The sequence below is a fragment of the Streptomyces sp. NPDC093544 genome (assembly GCF_040683495.1).
Lineage (GTDB): Bacteria > Actinomycetota > Actinomycetes > Streptomycetales > Streptomycetaceae > Streptomyces.
On the sequence record NZ_JBFBEA010000012.1, the window covers coordinates 81,244 to 102,267 of the forward strand.

Consider the following 21,024-nt stretch of genomic DNA (forward strand, 5'->3'; position numbering starts at 1 on the left):
CCTCGCTGTAACCGCTCCCAATTATTGAGCAGATTGCGAGCGCAGCACCGGCAGAGTCGTGGCGTCACCGCAGCTCAACAGGTGTTCACCGGCCTCCGTGAGCGCACATTCACACCGTTAGCGCTTACGGAAGCCGCCCCGTCCGTGACTGGAGATTCCGTATGTCCGCACGTCTGGTCCGCCACTTCGCGGCCATAGCTCTCGCCGGCTCCCTCGCCGCCATCACCGCTTGCGGCAATGACTCCGGTGACACATCCGGATCAGGAAAGACCACGCTCGTCGTCAAGACCTTCAGCCAGTTCGGCTACGACAAGCTCTACGAGGAGTACGAGGCCGCCCACCCCGGCATCGAGATCAAGGAGGAGAACATCGCACAGATGGGCGACTACCTGCCCAAGCTGCAACAGTGGATGGCCACCGGCAGCGGCGCGGGCGACGTCGTCGCGCTGGAGGAGGGCATCATCTCCAAGTTTATGGAGCGCCCCGACCAGTTCGTGAACCTTCTCGACCACGGAGCCGCCGACCTCGAGGGCGAGTACCTCGACTGGAAGTGGAAGCAGGCCCTCACGCCCGACGGCAAGAACCTGGTCGGCCTGGGCACCGACGTCGGCGCGCAGGGCATGTGCTATCGCACCGACCTGTTCAAGAAGGCGGGTCTGCCCACCGATCGCGAGAAGGTCGGCGAGCTGTGGCCCACCTGGGACGCCTACCTGGACGCCGGCAAGAAGTTCACCGACGCCAAGACCGATGCCCGGTTCTTCGACTCCGCCGGCGGCATCTACCAGAACATCCTGATGCAGCAGGGCGACCACACGTACTACGACCGGGAGAACAATCTCGTCGTCGACTCCAACCCCGGCGTGAAGACCGCCTGGGACCAGACCGCCGAGATGATCGACGCCGGGCTCTCGGCGAACATCCTGCAGTGGAGCCCGCAGTGGAACGCCGGATTCAAGAAGGGCACCTTCGCCACGATCCCCTGCCCCTCCTGGATGCTCGGCACCATTGAGAAGCAGTCCGGACCGGAGAACGCCGACAAGTGGGACGTCGCCAGGGTGCCCGGCGACGGCGCGGTGCGCGGTGGCTCCTTCCTCGCCGTGCCGAAGCAGTCCAAGCACCAGAAGGAGGCCGCCGACCTGGTCAAGTTCCTGACCAGCGCGAAGGGGCAGACCGCCGCCTTCAAGACGAAGAACAACTTCCCCTCGGCCCTGAAAGCGATCGACGACCCGACGGTCCAGGGCTTCACCAATCCGTACTTCAACGACGCCCCGGTCGGGAAGATCTTCGGCGAGAGCGTGAAGGCGCTCAAGCCCGTCTACCTGGGCCCGGAGAACACCCCCATCAACGACCGTTTCGGCAACGCGCTTTCCGCCCTGGAGCAGGGGAAGCTCTCCGCGGACGAGGCCTGGAAGAAGGCCCTCGACGACGCGGAGCGCGCGGCGAAGTAGCCCGACCGGCCGTGGCGCGGCGCCCGGAGCGGGTGCCGCGCCCGCCCCGGACGGCCACGTACCCCCGGACAGGCACGCGCCGGGCACAGACGCGCTGAACGCAGCCGGCCCTCCCCCGAGACTGCTCGGCGCCCAGCACAAAAGGAACTGAGTTGGTGACTGACACACGGCCGCCACGCGCGTCCGGGCAGAGCGCCCGGGACCCGGGCCCCCCCACCCCCACCCCCGCCACCGGCGGACGAAGGTCTTCCCAAAGCACCGGCCCACGCGGTGGATTGCTGTCCCGCCTGGATGCCAAGGGCTCGCCCTACCTCTTCATCGCCCCGTTCTTCGTGATCTTCGGGGTATTCGGGCTCTTCCCCCTCGGCTTCACCGCCTGGGTGTCCCTGCACGACTGGGAACTCGCCGGCCAGGGTGAGTTCGTCGGACTGGCCAACTACACCGAGCTGTTCGGCGACCCCGACTTCTGGAACGCGGTGGTCAACACCGTCGGCATGCTGGTCCTCGCCACTGTTCCGCAGCTGCTGATCGCTCTGGTACTCGCCGCCCTGCTCAACCAGAGGCTGCGCGGGCTGACCTTCCTGCGCATGGGCGTGCTCATCCCGATCGTGACCTCGGTCGCGGCGGTCGGCATCGTCTTCAGCCAGATCTTCGACCGGGACGCCGGCATGGTGAACGGCCTGCTCGGTCTCGTCGGAGTGAGCCCGGTGGACTGGCGGGCGGACAAGTGGTCGTCGTGGATCGCCATCTCCGCGATGGTCAACTGGCGCTGGACCGGCTACAACGCGCTCATCTACCTGGCGGCGATGCAGTCGATCCCCAAGGACCTGTACGAGGCCGCACGCATCGACGGCGCGTCCAGCTTCCGCCAGCTCCGGTCGATCACCGTGCCGATGATCCGGCCCGCTGTCGTCTTCACCGTGATCGTCTCCACCATCGCGGGGATGCAGCTGTTCACCGAGCCGCTGATCTTCGGACAGGGCGCGTACGCGATCTCCGGCGGAAGTCTGCGGCAGTTCCAGACCGTGTCGATGTACATGTTCGAGAAGGCGTTCAGGGACTTCGACCTCGGCTACGGCTCGGCGATCGCCTGGATGATCTTCCTGTTCATCGGGCTGCTCACCCTGGTCAACTTCCTCATCACGCGAAGGGCGAAATAACCGTGCGCCGCTCCCAACCGCTGGTCTACCTCACCCTTCTCGTCGCGATCGGCCTGTCGGTCTTCCCGCTGTACTGGCTGTTCGTGGTCGCCACCCGTACCAACGACGTCGTCGGCGACTGGCCGCCGCCACTGCTGCCGGGCGGCGAGCTGGGCGGCAACCTCTCCCGCCTGTTCGCCGCCGAGGACGCCAACTTCCTCACCGGCATGCTCAATTCCGCGATCGCGTCCATAACGGTCACCGTGGCCGTGGTGTTCTTCAGCTCGCTGGCCGGTTTCGCCTTCGCCAAACTGCGGTTCCGCGGCCGGAACGCGCTGCTCCTGGTCATCCTCGCCACCATGATGATCCCGGTGCAGATGGGCATCATCCCGCTCTACATGATCATGGTGGAGTTCGGCTGGCAGAACCGTCTGCAGGCTGTCATCGTCCCCTTCCTGGTCTCCGCCTTCGGCGTCTTCCTGATGCGCCAGTACGCCGAGCGCGCCGTACCCGACGAACTCATCGAAGCCGCCCGCGTCGACGGCTGTTCCACCTTCCGTATCTACTGGACGGTCGTCCTGCCCGCACTGCGCCCGGGCGCGGCCGTGCTCGGTCTGTTCACCTTCATGGGCACCTGGAACGAGTTCCTGTGGCCGCTGGCGGTCCTGGAGGCCGACAACCCGACCGTGCAGTTCTCGCTGAGCCAGCTCTCCACCACGTACTACACCGACTACACCCTCATGTTCGCGGGCGCTCTGGTCGCCATCGTCCCGCTCTTCTTCGTCTTCGTCGCGTTCGGCCGGCAGATCATCGGCGGCATCATGGAAGGAGCGGTGAAGGCTTGAGCACCTTCGACCCGGAGTTCCTGTGGGGCGCCGCGACATCCGGCTACCAGATCGAGGGCGCCGTCGCCGAGGACGGCCGCGGGCCGTCCATCTGGGACACCTTCTCGGCCACCCCCGGTGCCACCGACAACGGGGACACCGGCGCCGTGGCCGCCGACCACTACCACCGCTATCGCGAGGACGTCGCGCTCATGGCCGGCCTGGGCCTGGACGCCTATCGCTTCTCCATCGCCTGGCCGCGCGTCCAGCCGCTCGGCTCCGGCCGCGTCGACCAGCGTGGCCTGGACTTCTACCGCCGCCTGACCGACGAACTCCTTGAGCGGGGCATAGAGCCCTGGCCCACCCTCTACCACTGGGACCTGCCCCAGCCCCTGGAGGACGCGGGTGGCTGGCCCGAGCGGGACACCGCGTCGCGCTTCGCGGAGTACGCGGCGATCGTCCACGAGGCCCTGGCCGATCGCGTCACCCACTGGACCACCCTCAACGAGCCGTGGTGCTCGGCGTTCCTGGGCTACGCCACCGGCCGCCACGCCCCCGGCCGACGCGAGCCCGCCGCCGCCGTGCGCGCCGCCCACCACCTGCTGCTCGGGCACGGCCTCGCCGCCCGGGTGCTGGGCGGCAGCCGCGTCGGCATCACCCTCAACCTGACGGACGTACGCCCGCACAGCGCCGGCGAAGCCGACCAGGACGCGGCCCGCCGCATCGACGGCATTCAGAACAGGATCTTCCTGGACCCGCTGCTGAGGGCGGCCTACCCCGACGACGTCCAGAAGGACCTCGCGGACGTCACGGACTTCGGCCACGTCCAGGACGATGACCTGGAGACGATCGCCGCTCCGCTGGACTTCCTCGGCATCAACTACTACGCGCCTCTGCTCGTGAGCGCCGCCACCGAACCCGTCCCGACCGCGTACGTCGGCTCACCCCAAGTACGCGTCATGGACGGCGGTCGGCCCCGCACCGGCATCGGCTGGGAGATCGACGAACAAGGGCTGTTCGCCCTGCTGTCGGGGCTCGCCCGCGACTATCCGGCGCTCCCTCTCTACATCACCGAGAACGGCGCCGCCTTCGACGAACCCCTGCACGACGACGCCCGCATCGCCTATCTGGACGCTCATCTGCGCTCCTGCGCCCGGGCCATCGCCTCCGGTGTACCGCTGAAGGGATACTTCGCCTGGTCGTTGCTCGACAACTTCGAGTGGGCCTACGGCTATGCCCAGCGCTTCGGGATCGTGCATGTCGACTACGCCACCCAGCGCCGTACCCTCAAGAACAGCGCCCGCTGGTACGCCGGTGTCATCGAGCGGGGCGCCCTGTGACCCCGTTGTCGGTGCGAGCCGTTCCTCATCCGACTGGGAGCGGTCACAACCTTGGTACTCTGCCCCGCATTCTCCCCCTCGCCCCGGAGTGTTTCGGTACATGAGCAATCATCAGCCCACTCTTGACCAGGTGGCGGAGCGCGCCGGTGTGTCCCGCGGGACCGTCTCGCGCGTGATGAACAACGCCCCGCACGTCAGCGAGAAGGCCAGGCGGGCGGTGCAGCGGGCCGTGGCGGAACTGGGCTATGTGCCCAGCGCCGCGGCGCGTTCGCTGGCCACACAGCGCCGGGGTGCGGTCGTTCTGGCGATCTCCAGCGACGATCCCGCACTGTTCGCCAACCAGTTCTTCGCCGAGGTGATCACCGGCGTCAACTCCGTCATCGAGGAGACCGACCTGGAGCTGCTGCTCGTCCTGGCGGCCTCCGAACGAGGGCGCGCCCGGCTCACCCGGATCCTGCAGTCGCGCAGTGCCGACGGCGTGATGCTCCTCGCGCTGCGCGAGAACGACCCGCTGACCAAGATCTCCGAGGAGGGCGGGGTCCCCGTGGTGCACGGCGGACGCCCCTTGGAGAAGACACCGCGGTGGTACGTGGACGCCGACAACCGGGGCGGCGCCCGGCAGGCCGTGGAGTACCTGATCTCCATGGGGCGACAGCGCATCGCCACCATCACCGGCGAGCAGGACCAGTACGTCGGCGTCGCCCGCTATCTCGGCTACCGCGAGGCGGTGGTCCTCGCGGGTCTGAGCGACAAGCGCGTGGCGCACGGTGATTTCAGCGAGCCGAGCGGCGCCGCGGCGATGATCCGGCTCCTGGACGAACACCCGGATCTGGACGCGGTGTTCGTCGCCTCGGACGCGATGGCCGCCGGCGCCCTGAAGGTGTTGCGGGAGCGCGGCCGTGCCGTACCCGACGAGATCGCGGTGGTCGGCTTCAACGACATCGTCACCGCCCAGCACACCCAGCCCGCGCTGACCACTGTCCACCAGCCCATCGAGGCGCTGGGCCGTGAGATGACCCGGATGCTGCTCCGGCTGATCAACGGCGAGCAGCCGACGCCGCTGATCCTCCCCACCGAACTGGTCATCCGCCACTCGGCCTGAGCTAACTCGGCCTGACCTACGTCTGCTTCGAGCCGTCGCGATCCGCTCGACGTCTACGTCTGCTTCGAGCCGTCGATCCGTTCGACGCTCAACGGCTCGAAGCGGACGCGGGTCAGCGAGCCGTCGTCCGTCCAGCGCACCTCGACGGTCCCGTCGGCGACGCGCACCCCGGACACCGTGTCCTGTGCCGCGGCGGCCGGGGTGGGTTCGCCGATGAGCGCGGCCAGCGACACGTACACCGACGTGCCGTCCGCGGGGCCGGTCAGACGCGGCACCAGCACCGACGACCGGGCGAACGCGGTGCCCTGCGGCGCGCACACCGTGTCCTCCGCGCTCCAGCCGTACAGCGGCCGCAGGACGGAGGCCAAGGAATCCCCGGGCTCGGTGGCCCAGCCGCTCTGCGTCACGCGGGCGCCGGGCGGGGCGCCCACCACCCGGTGCACACGCAGTTCGTAGGGGCCGCGCGCCACGGTGACACTCTCCACCCGCAGTCCCGGCACCATCGGTGGCCCGCTCACGAACACCGGCAGGTGCCAGGAGGCCGCCCAGCCCCAGTCCCCGACGTGGCCCGCTCCCAGGGGGCGGATACGCCGGCGCACGCTGCCGACACCCGCGACCTCCACACTCACGTGGTTGTCGGCGACATTGGCGCGCGCGGTCGGTCCGGTGCGGGTGGAGTAGGCGAACCGTCCGTAATGCGGGTCGTCCTGAGCGGCGGACTCCCCTTCATGTGGCCGTACGTGGTCACTTCCGTGATTGTGCAGCCGTACGATGCCGTCCGCGCGAGTGGAGTGGATCAGCAGGCCGGGTCCCGGCAGGGCGAGGACGCGGTCGGCTGTCTCGCTGGGCGCGGGCTCCTCCGGCGCGGTCCACAGCGGATGTCCGGCCGGGGCGAGCAGCGACACAAACGCCTTGGACGCCCAGTACGGCGAGGCCGGGCCGGAGTAGGGCTGGAGCGTGGCCTCGTGCGGCCCGTACCAGCCCAGGCTCAGCAGCCCGTTCGAGTCGACGGCTCCGCGGTCCAGGAAGTGGCGCAGGCAGCCGCTGATGAGACGCCGGGAGCTGCCCGGCGAGAGCGGGGTGTGCCCTGTGAGCGCCCCGAGGGCGACAGCGGAGCCGGCGGCGAAGCGGTAGGTGAGGGAGCGGCCGAAATGCAGGGGGGCGCCGTCCGCGCCGAACATCAGGCCGAAGCTGTCCAGGTGCTCGCGCAGTCGCGCGCCAAGTCGCGCCAACCGGTCCTTGTCGTCGGCCAGATGGGCGTCAAGCACCGGGTAGAGGTGCAGGGCCCAGCCGTTGTAGTGGTCGAAGGCACGGCCGTCGCCGTCGGCGTACCAGCCCTCGCCGCGGTACCAGGTGTCGAGCAGGTACTCCGCCCGCTCCCGCGCACGGGTGGTCTCCGAGTCACCGCGGCCGACCGACTCCAGGAACCCGGCGACGGTGTAGGGGAAGAGGTACCAGTTGTTGGGCGCGGGCACATGACGCAGAGCTCCGCGCAGCCACTGCTCGGCCCGGTCCTGTACGTCCGGCTCCAGCAGGTCCCACAGCCAGGGCCGGGTCAGGCGCAGCCCGAGGGCCACGGACGCGGACTCGACCATGGGCTGGCCGTGGACGTGGATGTCGCGGATGGCCGGCCACGACTCGGCGTCGTCCCGGCCGGGCGTGGCCGTGCCCGCGGCCAGTCCCGCGGCGTACCGCTCCAGCCGGCCGTGCGGGTCCTTGCCGCCGGCGCCGGCGACTCGGAAGGCCGCTGCGAGAAAAGTGCGGGCATAGCCTTCGAGTCCGTCCGACCGCACGCCGGAGGCAGAGGGGCGCCCCGGCAGGTCCAGCAGGGCCCCACGCGGGGACGCCCACCGCCAGGCAGCCCGGAGCAGGCCGTCGGCAGCGGCCTCCCAATGGTCGCGGGTGTAGCCGGTGCGGGGGCTCAACTCCCGCGCGTCGGCCGGGAGTTCCAGGGCACTCATGCGAGGAAGGCCAGCCTCTCGGGTCGTACGGGATGGGCGAAGCCGTCGCCCGCGGCCCAGCGGGTCACCTCGGCGACGGCGAGATCGGCGAGACGACCCCACTCGTTGCCCTGGGAGCCCGCCAGGTGAGGGGTGATCAGCACGTTGTCGCAGTCCCACAACGGATGCTCCGGCGGCAGCACTTCGGGGTCGGTGACGTCCAGGACGGCCCGGACGCGTCCGTCGACGGCGGCGTCCGTGAGTGCGTCCTGGTCGACGACCGCGCCGCGGGCGGTGTTCAGCAGTACGGCGCCGGGGCGCATGGAGTCGATCAGCGTGCGGTCGACCAGGCCGCGGGTGGCGGGCAGCAGCGGGGTGTGGACGCTCACCACGTCGCTGCGCGCGAAGAGTTCACCGAGCGGGACCGGCGCGGTGCCCAGTGCGCGGGCCTCCTCGGCGGAGACGTACGGGTCGTGCAGCAGGATGGGCAGGTCGTACGGGCGCAGCAGTTCGATGACGCGGCGGCCGATGAGGGAGGCGGACAGGATGCCCACCGTGCGGCCGTGGTTGCCGACCTCGTGGGGTACCGCGAGCGGGTCGGGGGCAGTGCGCGCGGCGCGGTAGGCACGGGCGCGTTCCAGTACGTACTTGCCGGTGAGAAGGATCATGGTGACGGCGTACTCGGCGACCGGCAGGGCGTTCGCCGCCGCCGCCGAGGACACCTCGATGCCTCGTTCCCAGCAGGCGGGGGTGAGGTGGCCGCGTACGCTACCCGCGGTGTGGGCGACGGCACGCAACCGAGGCGCCGCCGCGAGAGCGGCTTCGTCGAGGGGCGGACAGCCCCAGCCGGTCACCAGCAGTTCGGCGTCGCGCAGCACGGAGCGGGCGTACGCGGTGGTGAAGTCGTCGAGCACGGGCCCTTCGTGCAGATCGCACACGCGGGCGAGGGCGGCGCGGGCCCCGGGTCCGAGCACGGCGCGCGCCGCGTCCGTCGACATGGCGAGTGCGGCCCGGGGACGGTGCGCCGGGACCGCTTGCGTGAGGTGCTGCGACAGGGTCACTTGACGGCTCCTGCGGTCAGGCCCGAGCGCCAGAACCGCTGGAGCAGCATGAAGGCGGCGATCAGCGGCACGATGGCGAGCAACGAGCCCGTGACGACGACGGGGTAGTACTCGGGCGAGACGGTCGCCGAGCTGTTCCAGGTGTACAGGCCCAGGCTGAGCGGATAGAGGTGCTCGTCGGAGAGCATCACCATGGGCAGGAAGAAGTTGTTCCAGATGGCAGTCAACTGGAAGAGGAAGACGGTGACCAGGCCGGGTCCGAGCATCCGCAGCGAGACCCGTACGTACGTGGTCAGTTCGCCGGCTCCGTCGACGCGGGCGGCTTCGAGCACCTCGTTCGGTACGTATCCCTGGCTGAAGATCCGGCCGAGGTAGACGCCGAAGGGGTTGAACAGCACGGGGATGAACACCGCCCAGAAGGTGTCGACCAGGCCGGCCTCGGAGGCCATCAGGTACAGCGGCAGGGCGAGCACGGTCTGCGGCACCATCACGGCGGCGAGGACCAGGCCGAACACCTTCTCCTTGTGCCGGAAGCGGTACTTGTCGAAGGCGTAGCCGCAGGCCACGCTGATCAGGGCGCTGAGCGCGGCGCCCAGCACGGCGTAGAGCAGGCTGTTGGCGTACCACCGGGCGTAGAGCCCGCCGTCCATGGCGAACAGGTCACCCAGATTCCGTACGAGGGAGAAGTCGCCGAGGTTGAAGAGGTCGCTGCTAAAGAGGGCGTCGCGGTTCTTCGTGGCGGCGAGCACCAGCCACAGCACCGGCAGGAGGGTGTAGAGGACGGCTACACCGATGACGGTGTTGACCGCGGTGCGGCCCAGCAGCCGGGGGCGCAGTGCGGTGGCGGAGCCGTTGCTCATCGGCCGGCCTCCTTGCCTGTGCGGTTGGTCCAGCGGGTGACGCCGTAGGACAGCGCGATGGTGCAGATCAGCAGGATGACCGAAGCGGCCGCGGCCAGGCTGTAGTTGTTGCGGGTGAAAGCCGCGTCGTAGATGTACATGCTGGGTGTGAACCGGGAGTTGATCATCGGAGTGGACTGGCTGAGCAGCATCGGTTCGGTGAACAGCTGCAGTGCCCAGATCAGGGTGAAGACGGCGACCATGACGATCGAGGGGCGCACCAGCGGGGCCTTGACGCTCAGCGCGGTGCGGACCGGTCCGGCGCCGTCGACTACCGCGGCCTCGATCACCTCGCGGGGCACGGCCTGCAGAGCGGCGTAGAAGATCACCATGTTGTAGCCGAGGTTGCTCCACAGCGCGATGTTCACGATCGAGGGGAGCACGGTGTGCACGCCGAGGAAGTCGACGGTGATGTCGCCCTTGGCCAGCAGGGCGACGACCGGGCTGATGCCTGGGGTGTACAGATACAGCCAGATGATCGCCGCGATGACGCCGGGTACCGCGTGCGGCAGGAACAGCACCAACTGCGCCCAGGCCCGCAGGCGGACGGCGCCGGAATCAAACAGCAGGGCGAGGGCGAGCGCGCCGACCACCATGAGCGGGAGGTAGATCAGGCAGTACAGGACGACGGTGCCGAGACCGCCGAGGAAGGTCGGGTCGGTGAGCACGGCGGCGTAGCTGCGCAGGCCGGTGAAGACCGTACGTTCCGGGCCGAAGCCGAGTCCGGGCTGGTCGTCGCTGAACAGGCTCAGCCACACGGCGGTGCCCACGGGGATCAGGAAGACGATCGTGAGCAGCGCGAGAAACGGCGCCATCAGGACGGCGCAGGCCGCGCCTTCGCGGCGTCGCGCACCGGCCCGGGTACGCCTGGCCGGTGCGGCGGTGGACGCGTTCCCGGTGCGGGCCGGGCTCATGGTGGTGGTCATCGTCGGTCACCTGCCTCTCAGGTGCTGTGCTGGGTGGTGGACAGACCGAGGGACCTGAGGTCCGGCATGGTGCCGTCCTGCGCCGCTCGTACGGCGTCCAGGAGGGAGCCCTGGCCGGCGGCGGCGCGGGCGAAGCCGTCCTGCATGACCCTTTGGGTGGCCGACATGCGCGGACCCCAGACCCAGCCGTCGCGGATCTTCCCGGCCTCTTCGGCGAAGAGCCGGTAGAGGTCCTGGCCCTCGTAGTAGGACCGGTCGAACGCGGCCCGCCCGACGGAGACCAGGGCCGGCGCGGCCGGGAACTGGCTGCTGGTCCCACTGGACAGCCGGGCCCGCAGCGCGTCGGGGTGCGAGACCTGCCAGGCGATGAACTCGATCGCCGCTTCCGGGTGCCGGCTGTCCTTGGTGACGGCGAAGGTGGAGCCACCGTGGGTGCCGACGGCGGGACGGTCCAGGTCCCACTGGGGAAGCGGGGCCAGTGCCCACTGCCCTTTCTGTCCCGGCCGCGCGCCCATCTGCGCACCGGCGTCCCACGCGCCCGAGAGCCGCGCCAGCACGAGGCCTTCGCCGAGCTGGGCGTCACTCTGACGGCTGTCGGCGGCGTTGGCGAACACCAGGTCCTCGTCGATGAGGCGCTGCCAGTACGCGGCGGCCTTCCGGGTGGGCGCGTCCGAAAGGGAGACGTTCCACGACCCGCCGCGCGTGTCGAACCACTGTGCGCCTGCCTGCCAGGCGTAGGCAGCGAACTGCGTACCCCCGTCGGTCGGGAACAGCGCCAGGCGGCGTTCGCCGGATGTGCGGCGGACCGCGCGCGCCGTGTCGGCGAACTCCTCCCAAGTGCGCGGCACGTCGAGGCCGAACTCCTCGAACAGGTCGGAGCGGTAGTGGAGCACCATCGGCTCCACGTCGAGCGGCACGGAGAAGACCCGCTTCTCGAACGTGGTGAGATCGAACGCCTGGGGCAGCAGCTTGGCACGCAGCTCTCCGCCCACCAGGTCGGTGATGTCCCGGGCGACACCGTCGATGGCGAACCCGGGGATCTGCGGGTACTCGATCGTGGCGACGTCCGGGGCGTTCCCGGCGCGGGCGGCATTGCTCAGCTTGGCGTAGCCGCCCTGGTTGCCGGACGGGATCTGCTGGAAGTCGACCTGGATGCGGTCGTGTGTGCGATTGAAGGCGTCCACCACCTCCTGGCTGCCGCGCAGGGCGGACCAGAAGCTGATGCGCACGGCACCGGTACGGCCGTGCGTCGTACCACTGGCGCCGCCGGAACAACCACTGACGGCAACTGCCGTCCCTGTGGCAGCGGTTGCGGCGGTTGCGGCGAGCAGGGATCGGCGGCTTGGTCGACGGGGCACAAGGACCTCCCGTGGCTCTTGTCGGAGACACGGGAATCCTGACCGGATGATCGAGTGAGGTCAATATATCGATCAGAAACAAGTTAAAGCGGTCAAACAATCAAAGGGGCTGCGCAGACCCCCGGACCTTCAACTCCGGCAGCAGCTCCACGCGATACCCCCGCGCCACGCCAGGAGCCTGCCCGTGGGTGAACCGCCGCAGCAGCAGTTCGGCCGCCGCCCGGCCCACCTCCGCCTTGGGGGGTGCCACAGCGGTCAGCGGTGTGCTGCCGAGCGCCGCCACCACGTCGTCGTACGCCACCACCGAACAGTCCTGCGGCACCTTCAGTCCGGCGTCCGCCAACTGCTGCACCAGCACCAGCGCATCCACGTCACCGTGCAGTACGGCGGCGGTGGCACCGCGGTCACGCAGCCGCGCCGCCAGGTCCACCGGCGGGCCGGACAGGCCGTCGGGGGTGGCGTCCGGCGCGCTGCGCACCACGTCCCAGTCCTCGATGTCGCCCCGGGCGGCGGCGATCCCGGCGAACGCCACGCGCAAGGCGCGCGCGGTGGGGCTGTCGTCCCGCGAGGCCAACAGGATGCGCCGGTGCCCGAGTCCGGCCAGATGGTCGACGGCCAGGTGCATGCCGTACCAGTGGTCGGAGCAGATGGAGTCGACCGCGTGCAGCGCGCTGCCCGCCTGGGGCCGCCGTTCCATCAGGACCACGGGAACCGTCGTGGCAACGGCGGAGAGCCAGCCGTCGTCGCCCTGCTCGGCGGCCGCGCTGCGCCACTGCGGTGCGATCAGCAGCCCTTTGGCGCCATCGGCCAGCGCCCGCTCGACGAGCGGCCGTTCGGTGCCGGGCGCCTGCGGCGCGATGTGCAGGGCGACCCGCAAGCCGGCCGCCTCCAGAACCTCGCGGGCGCCGTTCATCGTCTCGTAGAGATACGCGTGCCGCTCCGGGACCACGATCGCAACGGTCCCGCCCGGTGGTTCGTGGGCCGCCTCGGCCCGCTGCGCCGGCACCACCGGCCGGATCACTCCATGTCCGCGACGGAGTTTGCCCTCCCGGGCGAGCGCTTCGACATCGCGCCGGATCGTGATGACCGAGACCTCCATCTCCTCGGCGAGTTCGCTGAGCCGGACCTCACCTCGCGATCGCACGACCGCGAGGATCCGCGTGTGCCGAACGCCGGACGACTCCCTCATGACCTGCCCCTCCCACCACCGCAAGTTCGTTTGAACGTTTTGCCGAAGGATAACGATCGGTCATGTCGGCGTGACCGTCGCGGTGCCGGATGGCACGTGCTCGTGGTGACCGTAGGGGCGTGAGCGTCACTCAGGCGGCTGGACACTCTTGTCCGGATCGAGGCCGCCTTGAGGACAGCCGCGAGCGCCGGCCTCCATGGCTTTGACCACACTCCGACATTTTTGAACGTGTTCAACTCTCTGGGTTAAGCTCCTCCCCAACGGCCGTTCAAGCCGCCGTACGCCAAGGGGGAGCCCGATGAAGGTAGTCATACCCGGAGGAACAGGTCAGGTAGGAACCATCCTGAACCGTGCCCTGACCGCCGCGGGCCATGAAGTCGTGGTCCTGACCAGACGGCCGACGCGCGACCGTGAAATCCACTGGGACGGCGAGAACCCGGGCCCCTGGACCGAGGTGGTCGACGGCAGCGACATCGTCGTCAACCTGGCCGGACGCAGCGTCAGCTGCCGCTACACCCCGGCCAACCTGCGGGCCATGATGGATTCGCGCGTGCGCTCCACCCAGGTGGTCGGCGAGGCGATCGCAGCCGCGACACACCCTCCGCACCTCTGGCTGCAGATGAGTACGGCCACCGTCTACGCCCACCGCTTCGACGCACCCAACGACGAGGCGACGGGCGTACTGGGCGGCACGGAACCCGGTGTCCCGGACTACTGGGCCTACAGCGTCGAGATCGCCAAGGCCTGGGAGCAGGCTCAGGAGCGGGCGGAAACCCCGTACACCCGCAAGGTCGCCCTGCGCGCCGCCATGGTGATGAGCCCCGATCGCGGCGGGGTCTTCGACATCCTGCTGAGGCTGGCCCGGCTCGGCCTCGGCGGCCCGGTGGCGGGCGGCGCCCAGTACGTGTCCTGGATCCACGACCACGATTTCGTCCGCGCGGTCGAGTTCCTGGCCACCCGGGAGGACATCTCGGGACCGGTGAACCTCGCCGCTCCCGTTCCACTGCCGCAGCGCGCCTTCATGCGCGCGCTGCGCGCCGCGTGGGGCGTCCCGGTGGGCCTGCCCGCCACCAAGTGGATGGCGGAACTCGGCGCGTTCGCCCTCCGCTCGGACACCGAACTCCTGCTGAAGAGCCGCCGCGTCGTCCCCGGCCGCCTGCTCGAAGCAGGCTTCACCTTCGACCACCCCAAGTGGCCGGGAGCCGCCGCCGACCTCGTCCGCCGCGCCCGCGGCGGACCCGAAATACTCGGCAGCGCCCCACCGCGCCTGGGTCAGGCGGGCCCGGCGCCACGGCGGTAGGTGCCGTACCACTGTGACCTTGCCAGCTCTAGTGCCACCACACTGTCGCCGTCCGGGTCCCCCATGGCGATCTGCTGGGCGATGACCTGCGCGCCACCCCAGGTGAGCACCTTCCCGGAGACGACGGGATCGATATCGGCCGGGATCCTTCCGGCTCTTTGCTCCTCTTCCAGCACTTCGGTGGCGTGCTGTACGAACCGGTTGATCTCCTGGGCGGTGGCCTCGCGCAGCGTCGGATCATAGGTGGAGACCTCGTTGATGGCGGCAAGGAGGGGTGCCCGGAGGCGGTAGAACGCGAGCTGCCTCGCGAAGACCGCTGCGAGGCCGTCGACACCGCCGTCCGGCCCGGTCGGGCGCCACTCGGTGGCCTTGCCGAAGAGTTCGTCCTTCATGCTCCCGACGAGCCGCACCAGAACGGTGACCTTGTCGGGAAAGCACATGTAGAAGGACGACCGGGCCACCCCGGCCTCCGCGGCGATGCGCTGGACACCCAGTTCGGTGAAACTGGCCCCGTCCGCCAGTAGCCGCTCGGTGGCGGCAAGCACGGCGGCCTCGATCTCCGCGCGCCGTTTGAGCCGGCCCGAGCGCGGGCGAGTCACTGAAGCCATGGCTGTCTCCTGCCGACGAGTTGTACGGAATTCTCGCTGATGCCTGCCGGATTCGGCGGCGCCGGGCGCCGCCCGGGAGCAGCGGTACGCCCGGCCGCCTCCTGCGGGCGAGGGCTCACACGCGAGAACCCGGCACTTTCTTCGAACGGTAGATCACCTGGAAGTCGCTGTAGCCGTCCAGGCCGCGCGGGCCACCCTCGCTGCCCAGGCCGCTCCACTTGGCACCGCCGAAGGGCATCGCCGGGGAGATGGCTGTGTGGGTGTTGACCCAGCTCATGCCCGTCTCAAGGCGTTGCGCGACAGCCGCGGCCCGGTCGGTGTCCGCGCTCCAGACAGAGCCGCCGAGACCGAACATGCCGGAGTTGGCGCGCCGCAGTGCGTCCTCGATGTCCGTGTACTCGACGATCGGCAGCGCGGGGCCGAACTGTTCCTCGTCGACGATCCGGACCCCGTCGGAGACATCGGTCAGGATGGTCGGCTCGTAGAAGTACCCAGGGCCGTCGATCACCGTGCCGCCGGTGACCACCTTCGCGCCGTGGGCCACGGCCTCGGTCACCAGCGTGGCCACCCGGTCCCGTTGCGGGGCGTTGTTCAGCGGCCCCAGTACGGTCTCGGGGAGGAAGCCGTCGCCCACCTTCACCGCCCGCGCCCGGTCGGCGAACGCGTCGACCAGCGCGGAGCGGATCTCCCGGGCGACGTAGATCCGTTTGGGAGCCACGCACGCCTGGCCGTTGTTGTTGAACGCCCGGGGGAAGAGCTGTTCGACGACCGCGTCGACGTCGACATCGTCGAGCACGATCACCGGGTCGTTGCCGCCCAGTTCCAGAGTCAGGCGCTTGAGATCGTCCCCGGCCGCTGCCGCGATCTTCCTGCCCGTCGCGGTCGAGCCGGTGAAGCTCACCGCCCGCGCCAGGGGGTGGGTGGTCATCATCGGCCCGATCTCGTCACCGCCGCTGAGCACGTTGAGCACCCCTGCCGGCAGGACCTGACCCAGCAGCTCGCCGAGCCTGAGCGTGGCGAGCGGGGTGTACGGCGAGGGCTTGAGGACCACGGTGCTGCCGGCCCGGAAAGCCGTGGCGACCTTCGCGAAGCCGATCATGATGGGGAAGTTGAACGGCGCGATGGCGGCCACGGCGCCCAGCGGCCTGCGGACGACCTCGACGCGCGCCTCGCTGTCGTCCCTGAGGACTTCCGGCGGCACCTCAAGGTCGGCGTAGTAGCGCAGCCACCCAGCGGTTCCGGCGAACTCGCGCTGGGATTCGCTCAGCGGCTTGCCCTGCTCGGCGGTGAGCACTTGGGTGAGTTCGCCGGCAGCGTCCTGGACCACATCGGCCATGGCACGCAGCGACTGCCGGCGGTACTCCTCGTCCTCACGCCATGTCTGGAAGGCGCGGGTGGCTGCCTCGAAGGCGGCGTCGACGTGAGTACGGTCGCCGGCGGGCACCGATGCGAAGGGCCTGCCGGTCGCCGGGTTGATGACATCGAGCGAGGTGGCGGTGTCGACGGCGGCTCCTCCGATCGTCATCACGGCCGGGGAAGTGAGGGTGAACGGTTCCATTTCTTCTACCTCTTAGATTTCTTGTAGTGATTCCGGCCTGGTGGCCGGATCTCTGGGACACGGCGCCCGGCGGGATCTCCGTCGGCGTGGCCCAGTTCCCGCTGGGCGGATGGCAGCAAGGTGGTGGCGCACAGCGCCAGCAGGGCTGCGGCTGTCGCGCAGAGGAAGGCGATACGGAACGCGCCCAAGGTCGGGATGCCCTGGGAACTGGCGGCGCCGGCCAGGATGGCGGCGACGACGGCGCTGCACGAAGAAGTGCCGATGGACCTCGTCAGCGTGTTCAGTCCGTTCGCCGCCGCCGTCTGCCCGGCGGGCACCGCCGTCGCGATCAGCATGGGCATCGCCGCATAGGCCAGGGCCACGCCGATCCCGATCACACAGCCTGTGATCGCCAGCATCCAGAGGCTTCGCATGGATGCCAGCCCCAGGATCCAGCCGCCCGCCATGAAGGCGCTGCCCGCCGCGAGGCACGCCTTCGCCCCGCGCCGGGCCAGCACCCGGGCGGCCACCGGTGACATGGCCAGCATCACAAGACCCGAGGGTGCGATGAGCAGTGAGGCGGTCAGCGCCGACTGACCGAGGCCGTCGTCGGCACTGGGTGACTGGAGCAGTTGAGTGATGGTCAGGGTCATCGCGTAGGTGGCGAACCCGAGCAGTACGGCCGCCCCGTTGACGATGAGTACGGTGCGGTGAATCGAGGTCCGCACGTCGATCAGCGGAGCCGGCGACCTGCGCTCCCAGACCGCCCATGCCGCCAGCACGACCACGGAGGCGGCGAACAGCCCCAGGGTGCGAGTTGCCGTCCACCCCCATTCCTCGCCTTTGGAGATCGGCAGCAGGAGGCAGACCAGGCCGACCGTGAGTCCGAGCGCTCCGACCCCGTCGAAGGAGCCCGTCCGGGCCGCGGATGAATCCGCCGGGACGGCGACGACGACGCAGAGCAGGGCGGCCACGGCCAGCACGGCGGTGAACCAGAACAGCAGGTGCCAGTCGAAGTGGGCCACCACCGCGGCGGAGAACGGCTGACCGAGGGCGGCACCGGTCCCCAGCATGGAGCTCATCACCGCCGTCGCGACCCCCCTCTTATGGGCGGGCAACCGGTCCCGGAAGAGGCTGATGCCGACAGGGATGATCCCCAGCGAGGCGCCCTGTACGGCGCGGCCGATCACGGCCGGTACCACCGATTCGCTCACGGCACAGATCAGGGAGCCGATGGCGAGCAGCACCAGACTCCCCAGGATGACGAGCCGCTTGCCGTACATGTCGGCCAGTCGTCCGGCGATCGGATTGACGATGGCGCCGGCCAGCAGAGCCGCCGTAACCACCCATGACGCCGAGAGAGCCGATGTGTGCAGCAGGCTCGGCCACTTGGGTATGAGCGGGACGGCGACAGTCTGGGTGATGGCCGCGACGAACCCTGCGAAGGCCAGCGCCGCCACGAACGGGCCGGTGCACTGTTCGGAGGGCTGGTGTGCCCGTAGCTGCACGACAAAGCACCTCCTCGAATCCGGTTGGCCCAGGCGGGAACGCTGTGGGTCGAGATCGTGCGAGCGAGCCTCTGACTGGGCTCCTCCGGCGAAGCCCTACGAGATCACCCGAATACGACCGTAGCGCGCTTTGGACACAGTGTCCAACACTGTGTCGGTCACCATGTCCGAGTAGGTCTTTCGGAAGGCATCGAGGAATCTCATACCGGCGAACACCATCCGGATCGGGGCGTCGCGCGGCAGGCCGGGATCGACCCCTCCGGGGCGTCGGGCAGCATGAGGGGAGCGACCGCCGGGCCGCCACTGGGCCCCGGAAGAGCGGCAGGGATGGGCAACGCCGACAACGACGGACAGGTGGCCGTCGGTGCGGTGCCCGTCGGGCCGGTGAGCGCGGATGTTTCGCGCATGGCTCTCATCGAGGCGCGACCGGAGTTGCCTATCCACCGCCAAAGAACTTTGAGGCGGCTACTCGCTCGTGGTGGCACGTTGCGTACTTCCGCCACGGCACGAACGGAAGGCACCGGCCGCAGTGACCAGCCGCCACCGAGGCCAACGCGGCGGTCGGTTGTCGCCAGACGGCCACATGGCCCTTCTGCCACGCCCGGAACGGCGCGAAGGGCACCGACTCAAAGGCATCGGCGACCGCAAACGGCACATCCGAGGACACCGGGGCGCCACCACCGGCGAAGGGAGGCAGTCCAATTCGCCTGGATGACCAGCTGGTTACAGTCCGACCTGCGGAAACGTCGCCGATCCGACGGGACGTCAGTGGCGCCCCCGGGGTGGCGCCGCCAGCATCTGTACGTGATGTGGACCTTGGGACCTCTGACCTCGACGTGGCAGGCATGACGTCTTGCATCCTTTCCGCGGTCGTGGCGATGTCGGGCAACATGTCGGCGGGCAACGTAATGCGGATGGTTGCCTCGTTCGGGTCGTAGTGCAGCTGGATCGTGAGCTGTATGACCTCGAACAGCCGCCGAAGAAGCTGCTGGGGCGCATGGACGAGATTGAGCACCAAGTACGGCAGTGCATCAAGCAGGTCCGCGTCTTCCTCGGTCGGCCGGACGGGTTCGGCGGCGTCGGCCGCGTTCAGCTCCGCGAGGGTTGCCAGAGCAGCCGCTCGCTCTGACTCCAGCCTGTTGCAGATCGTCCTGAGCCCCTTCGTGAAGGGATCACCGGGGCCTGCGTTCTCGGCCTGGCGGAGGATGTTCTCTTGTCGGCTCGAGAGTCCATCGAGAGTGCGCTGCAGCTGGTCTCGTTGAGCTTTCCGCTGTCTCGCTGCCCGGTCGTCAACCAGCGAGAGTTCCGCAGTAAACAAGTCTCGGCGTCTCGGCAGAGGCGAGCAGGCTGCCCAGCTTCCCGTCCCCGCTCGTCGCGTTACTACGCGACGACGTGCGGCGCTATCCGTCTCCGTCGGCTCCGCGGTGGTCGCAGCAGGCGTCCGGCCGCGGCATGGGATGCCCCGCGCCCGACGCCCCAGCGTCCGCGGCGCACTGGGCCCGCTCCGCGCTGTCGACCAGGCCCTCGCTGTCCGACGCGGCGTTGGCCAGGCTCGCGCAGCACAGGGTGAGCAGGAGGGCGCCCGCCACGAAGGGCAGGGTACGGCGTGGGGGCGGCGGGGCCAGCAGCGCCTGCACTCGCTGGGGCACAGCCCCGCCGGTCGCGGCCAGGGCGGCGGGGCGTGGCATGCCGACAGAGGCGAGAGCCGCCCGCCCGACGGCGCGGGCGACGACTGTTCGGCTGCCGACCTGGGCCGCGGCCTCCTCGTCAGCCCAGCGCTCCAGTACAAACCCGCCTGCCCCAGCCAACGGTCGCAGCAGCGGGTTGACGGCCGCGGTGAGTCTCCACACGGCCTGGAAGAGATGGTGACGGCTTCGGAGATGGGCCCGTTCGTGCGCCAGGAGGGCCTCACGCTCCGCGTCACCGAGGCAGCGCAGCATCCCCCGGGACACCACGATCCGTCCGGGGGCGCCGGGAAGCGCGAACGCCTGCGGGGCTTCGTCGTCGAGCACCGCCAGTTCGGTGTCTCCCGGTACCCGGAGACATTCCCGCCGGGCCCACAGCATGTGGCGGCCCTGCCGTACGGCAGCCACCCCCAGCGATACGAGCCCCGCCGTCAAGGCCAGGGCGCTGACGGCCGCGACGCCCAGGGAGACCGGGTCCTGCGTGCGCAGCAGGGCCACCGACCAGTGGCCCTGCTCAGCGACCTCGGGGATCTGTGCGAACCCGGTGAAGGCCAGCAGGGCCAGTGAGCCGAGCCAGCCGGTCGCCGTCACGAGCGCCGCGCACGCCAGGAACCAGGCCGCGGGCCGCGGTGCCGGCCGCCGGGCCGCCCGGGGGGCGAGCACCGCGAGAACCACGGTGACAAGGAGGGGTATGTAGACGCTGATCGTCACCGGTTCACGGCCCGTCGTCGCTACGTCCGGCGTCCTGCTCACCCAGCAGGCGGTGCAGCAACTGCTCGTCCTGTTGGGAGAGTTCGTCGACGAAGCGGGTGAGCACCGCCTCCCGGTCCGAGCCGCGCTCCAGCAGGCCGTGCATCCGTACGGCGGTGTCGGACGCCTCGTCCCGGACGGGCGCGTAGGCGTATCCGCGGCCAGCCGGATGCCGTACGAGCATGCCCTTGTCGTGCAGGCGCGACAGGATCGTCAGCACCGTCGTGTAGGCGAGATCTCCGGTCAGCCGCTCCAAGACCTGCCGTGCGGTCAGCGGTTCGTGCGCGGCCCACAGGGCGGCGAGGACACCGCTCTCCAGCTCTCCGCGTGCCCTTCTGCCGGTCGCCCCGCCGCTTCCGCCGCTCGTCCGGTCGCCCATCGTTCACCCGCCTTTCCGTTCGGCACCCCAG

The 21,024-nt window shown here is 69.7% G+C and carries 18 protein-coding genes; 6 read left to right on the plus strand and 12 right to left on the minus strand.

Annotated features, from left to right (window positions below; translation table 11 throughout):
- Positions 1-161 precede the first annotated feature (161 nt).
- The 5 genes from AB0N66_RS19725 to AB0N66_RS19745 all read left to right on the plus strand — a co-directional run bounded on the left by AB0N66_RS19725 (position 162) and on the right by AB0N66_RS19745 (position 5,853).
- A complete protein-coding gene (locus AB0N66_RS19725) occupies positions 162-1,448 on the plus strand; it encodes an extracellular solute-binding protein (protein WP_365436303.1) in 1,287 nt (428 codons plus the stop codon).
- Positions 1,449-1,723: 275 nt separating this feature from the next.
- Positions 1,724-2,608: a sugar ABC transporter permease gene (locus AB0N66_RS19730; RefSeq protein WP_365436306.1), complete on the plus strand. Its 885-nt coding sequence runs from the start codon at positions 1,724-1,726 to the stop codon at positions 2,606-2,608.
- Positions 2,609-2,610: 2 nt separating this feature from the next.
- Entirely contained in the window at positions 2,611-3,432 is an 822-nt protein-coding gene (locus AB0N66_RS19735; RefSeq protein ID WP_365436309.1) for a carbohydrate ABC transporter permease, read from the plus strand.
- Positions 3,429-4,751, plus strand: coding sequence for a GH1 family beta-glucosidase (locus AB0N66_RS19740; RefSeq protein ID WP_365436312.1), 1,323 nt, complete (start codon positions 3,429-3,431; stop codon positions 4,749-4,751). Before AB0N66_RS19735 ends, AB0N66_RS19740 begins: the two co-directional genes overlap by 4 nt.
- Positions 4,752-4,851: 100 nt before the next feature.
- Positions 4,852-5,853, plus strand: a complete 1,002-nt coding sequence (locus AB0N66_RS19745; RefSeq protein WP_365436315.1) for a LacI family DNA-binding transcriptional regulator — start codon at positions 4,852-4,854, stop codon at positions 5,851-5,853.
- Positions 5,854-5,906: 53 nt separating this feature from the next.
- Here AB0N66_RS19745 and AB0N66_RS19750 read toward each other — a convergent pair whose 3' ends face one another.
- The 6 genes from AB0N66_RS19750 to AB0N66_RS19775 all read right to left on the minus strand — a co-directional run bounded on the left by AB0N66_RS19750 (position 5,907) and on the right by AB0N66_RS19775 (position 13,226).
- Positions 5,907-7,814, minus strand: coding sequence for a DUF2264 domain-containing protein (locus AB0N66_RS19750; protein ID WP_365436318.1), 1,908 nt, complete (start codon positions 7,812-7,814; stop codon positions 5,907-5,909).
- Positions 7,811-8,791: a hydroxyacid dehydrogenase gene (locus AB0N66_RS19755; protein WP_365436805.1), complete on the minus strand. Its 981-nt coding sequence runs from the start codon at positions 8,789-8,791 to the stop codon at positions 7,811-7,813. Before AB0N66_RS19755 ends, AB0N66_RS19750 begins: the two co-directional genes overlap by 4 nt.
- Before the next feature lie 59 nt (positions 8,792-8,850).
- The gene (locus AB0N66_RS19760; protein ID WP_365436321.1) at positions 8,851-9,714 is read right to left on the minus strand and encodes a carbohydrate ABC transporter permease; all 864 of its coding nucleotides are present in this window, start codon (positions 9,712-9,714) and stop codon (positions 8,851-8,853) included.
- A complete protein-coding gene (locus AB0N66_RS19765; protein ID WP_365436324.1) occupies positions 9,711-10,679 on the minus strand; it encodes a sugar ABC transporter permease in 969 nt (322 codons plus the stop codon). The genes AB0N66_RS19760 and AB0N66_RS19765 overlap by 4 nt, the downstream gene beginning before the upstream one ends.
- A 17-nt stretch (positions 10,680-10,696) precedes the next feature.
- Complete coding sequence (locus tag AB0N66_RS19770; protein ID WP_365436329.1) at positions 10,697-12,037, minus strand: extracellular solute-binding protein; 1,341 nt, start codon at positions 12,035-12,037, stop codon at positions 10,697-10,699.
- A gap of 100 nt (positions 12,038-12,137) precedes the next feature.
- Positions 12,138-13,226, minus strand: a complete 1,089-nt coding sequence (locus tag AB0N66_RS19775; RefSeq protein WP_365436332.1) for a substrate-binding domain-containing protein — start codon at positions 13,224-13,226, stop codon at positions 12,138-12,140.
- 298 nt (positions 13,227-13,524) lie between these two features.
- Here AB0N66_RS19775 and AB0N66_RS19780 point away from each other — a divergent pair, with 298 nt between their 5' ends.
- Positions 13,525-14,526 (plus strand): TIGR01777 family oxidoreductase, encoded by a 1,002-nt coding sequence (locus AB0N66_RS19780; protein ID WP_365436335.1) that lies wholly within the window; start codon positions 13,525-13,527, stop codon positions 14,524-14,526.
- Here the strand turns inward: AB0N66_RS19780 and AB0N66_RS19785 are convergent.
- From AB0N66_RS19785 to AB0N66_RS19810, 6 genes are all read right to left on the minus strand, one after another.
- Positions 14,499-15,134 (minus strand): TetR/AcrR family transcriptional regulator, encoded by a 636-nt coding sequence (locus AB0N66_RS19785; protein WP_365436338.1) that lies wholly within the window; start codon positions 15,132-15,134, stop codon positions 14,499-14,501. The genes AB0N66_RS19780 and AB0N66_RS19785 overlap by 28 nt on opposite strands.
- A gap of 115 nt (positions 15,135-15,249) precedes the next feature.
- Positions 15,250-16,692, minus strand: a complete 1,443-nt coding sequence (locus AB0N66_RS19790; protein ID WP_365436341.1) for an aldehyde dehydrogenase family protein — start codon at positions 16,690-16,692, stop codon at positions 15,250-15,252.
- A 5-nt stretch (positions 16,693-16,697) separates the two neighbouring features.
- Positions 16,698-18,179: an MFS transporter gene (locus tag AB0N66_RS19795; RefSeq protein WP_365436344.1), complete on the minus strand. Its 1,482-nt coding sequence runs from the start codon at positions 18,177-18,179 to the stop codon at positions 16,698-16,700.
- Between the two features lie 436 nt (positions 18,180-18,615).
- Positions 18,616-19,497, minus strand: coding sequence for a hypothetical protein (locus AB0N66_RS19800; RefSeq protein WP_365436346.1), 882 nt, complete (start codon positions 19,495-19,497; stop codon positions 18,616-18,618).
- An 82-nt stretch (positions 19,498-19,579) separates the two neighbouring features.
- Positions 19,580-20,617, minus strand: coding sequence for a M56 family metallopeptidase (locus AB0N66_RS19805; protein ID WP_365436349.1), 1,038 nt, complete (start codon positions 20,615-20,617; stop codon positions 19,580-19,582).
- Positions 20,580-20,993: a BlaI/MecI/CopY family transcriptional regulator gene (locus AB0N66_RS19810; protein ID WP_365436352.1), complete on the minus strand. Its 414-nt coding sequence runs from the start codon at positions 20,991-20,993 to the stop codon at positions 20,580-20,582. The genes AB0N66_RS19805 and AB0N66_RS19810 overlap by 38 nt, the downstream gene beginning before the upstream one ends.
- Positions 20,994-21,024: the final 31 nt, after the last annotated feature.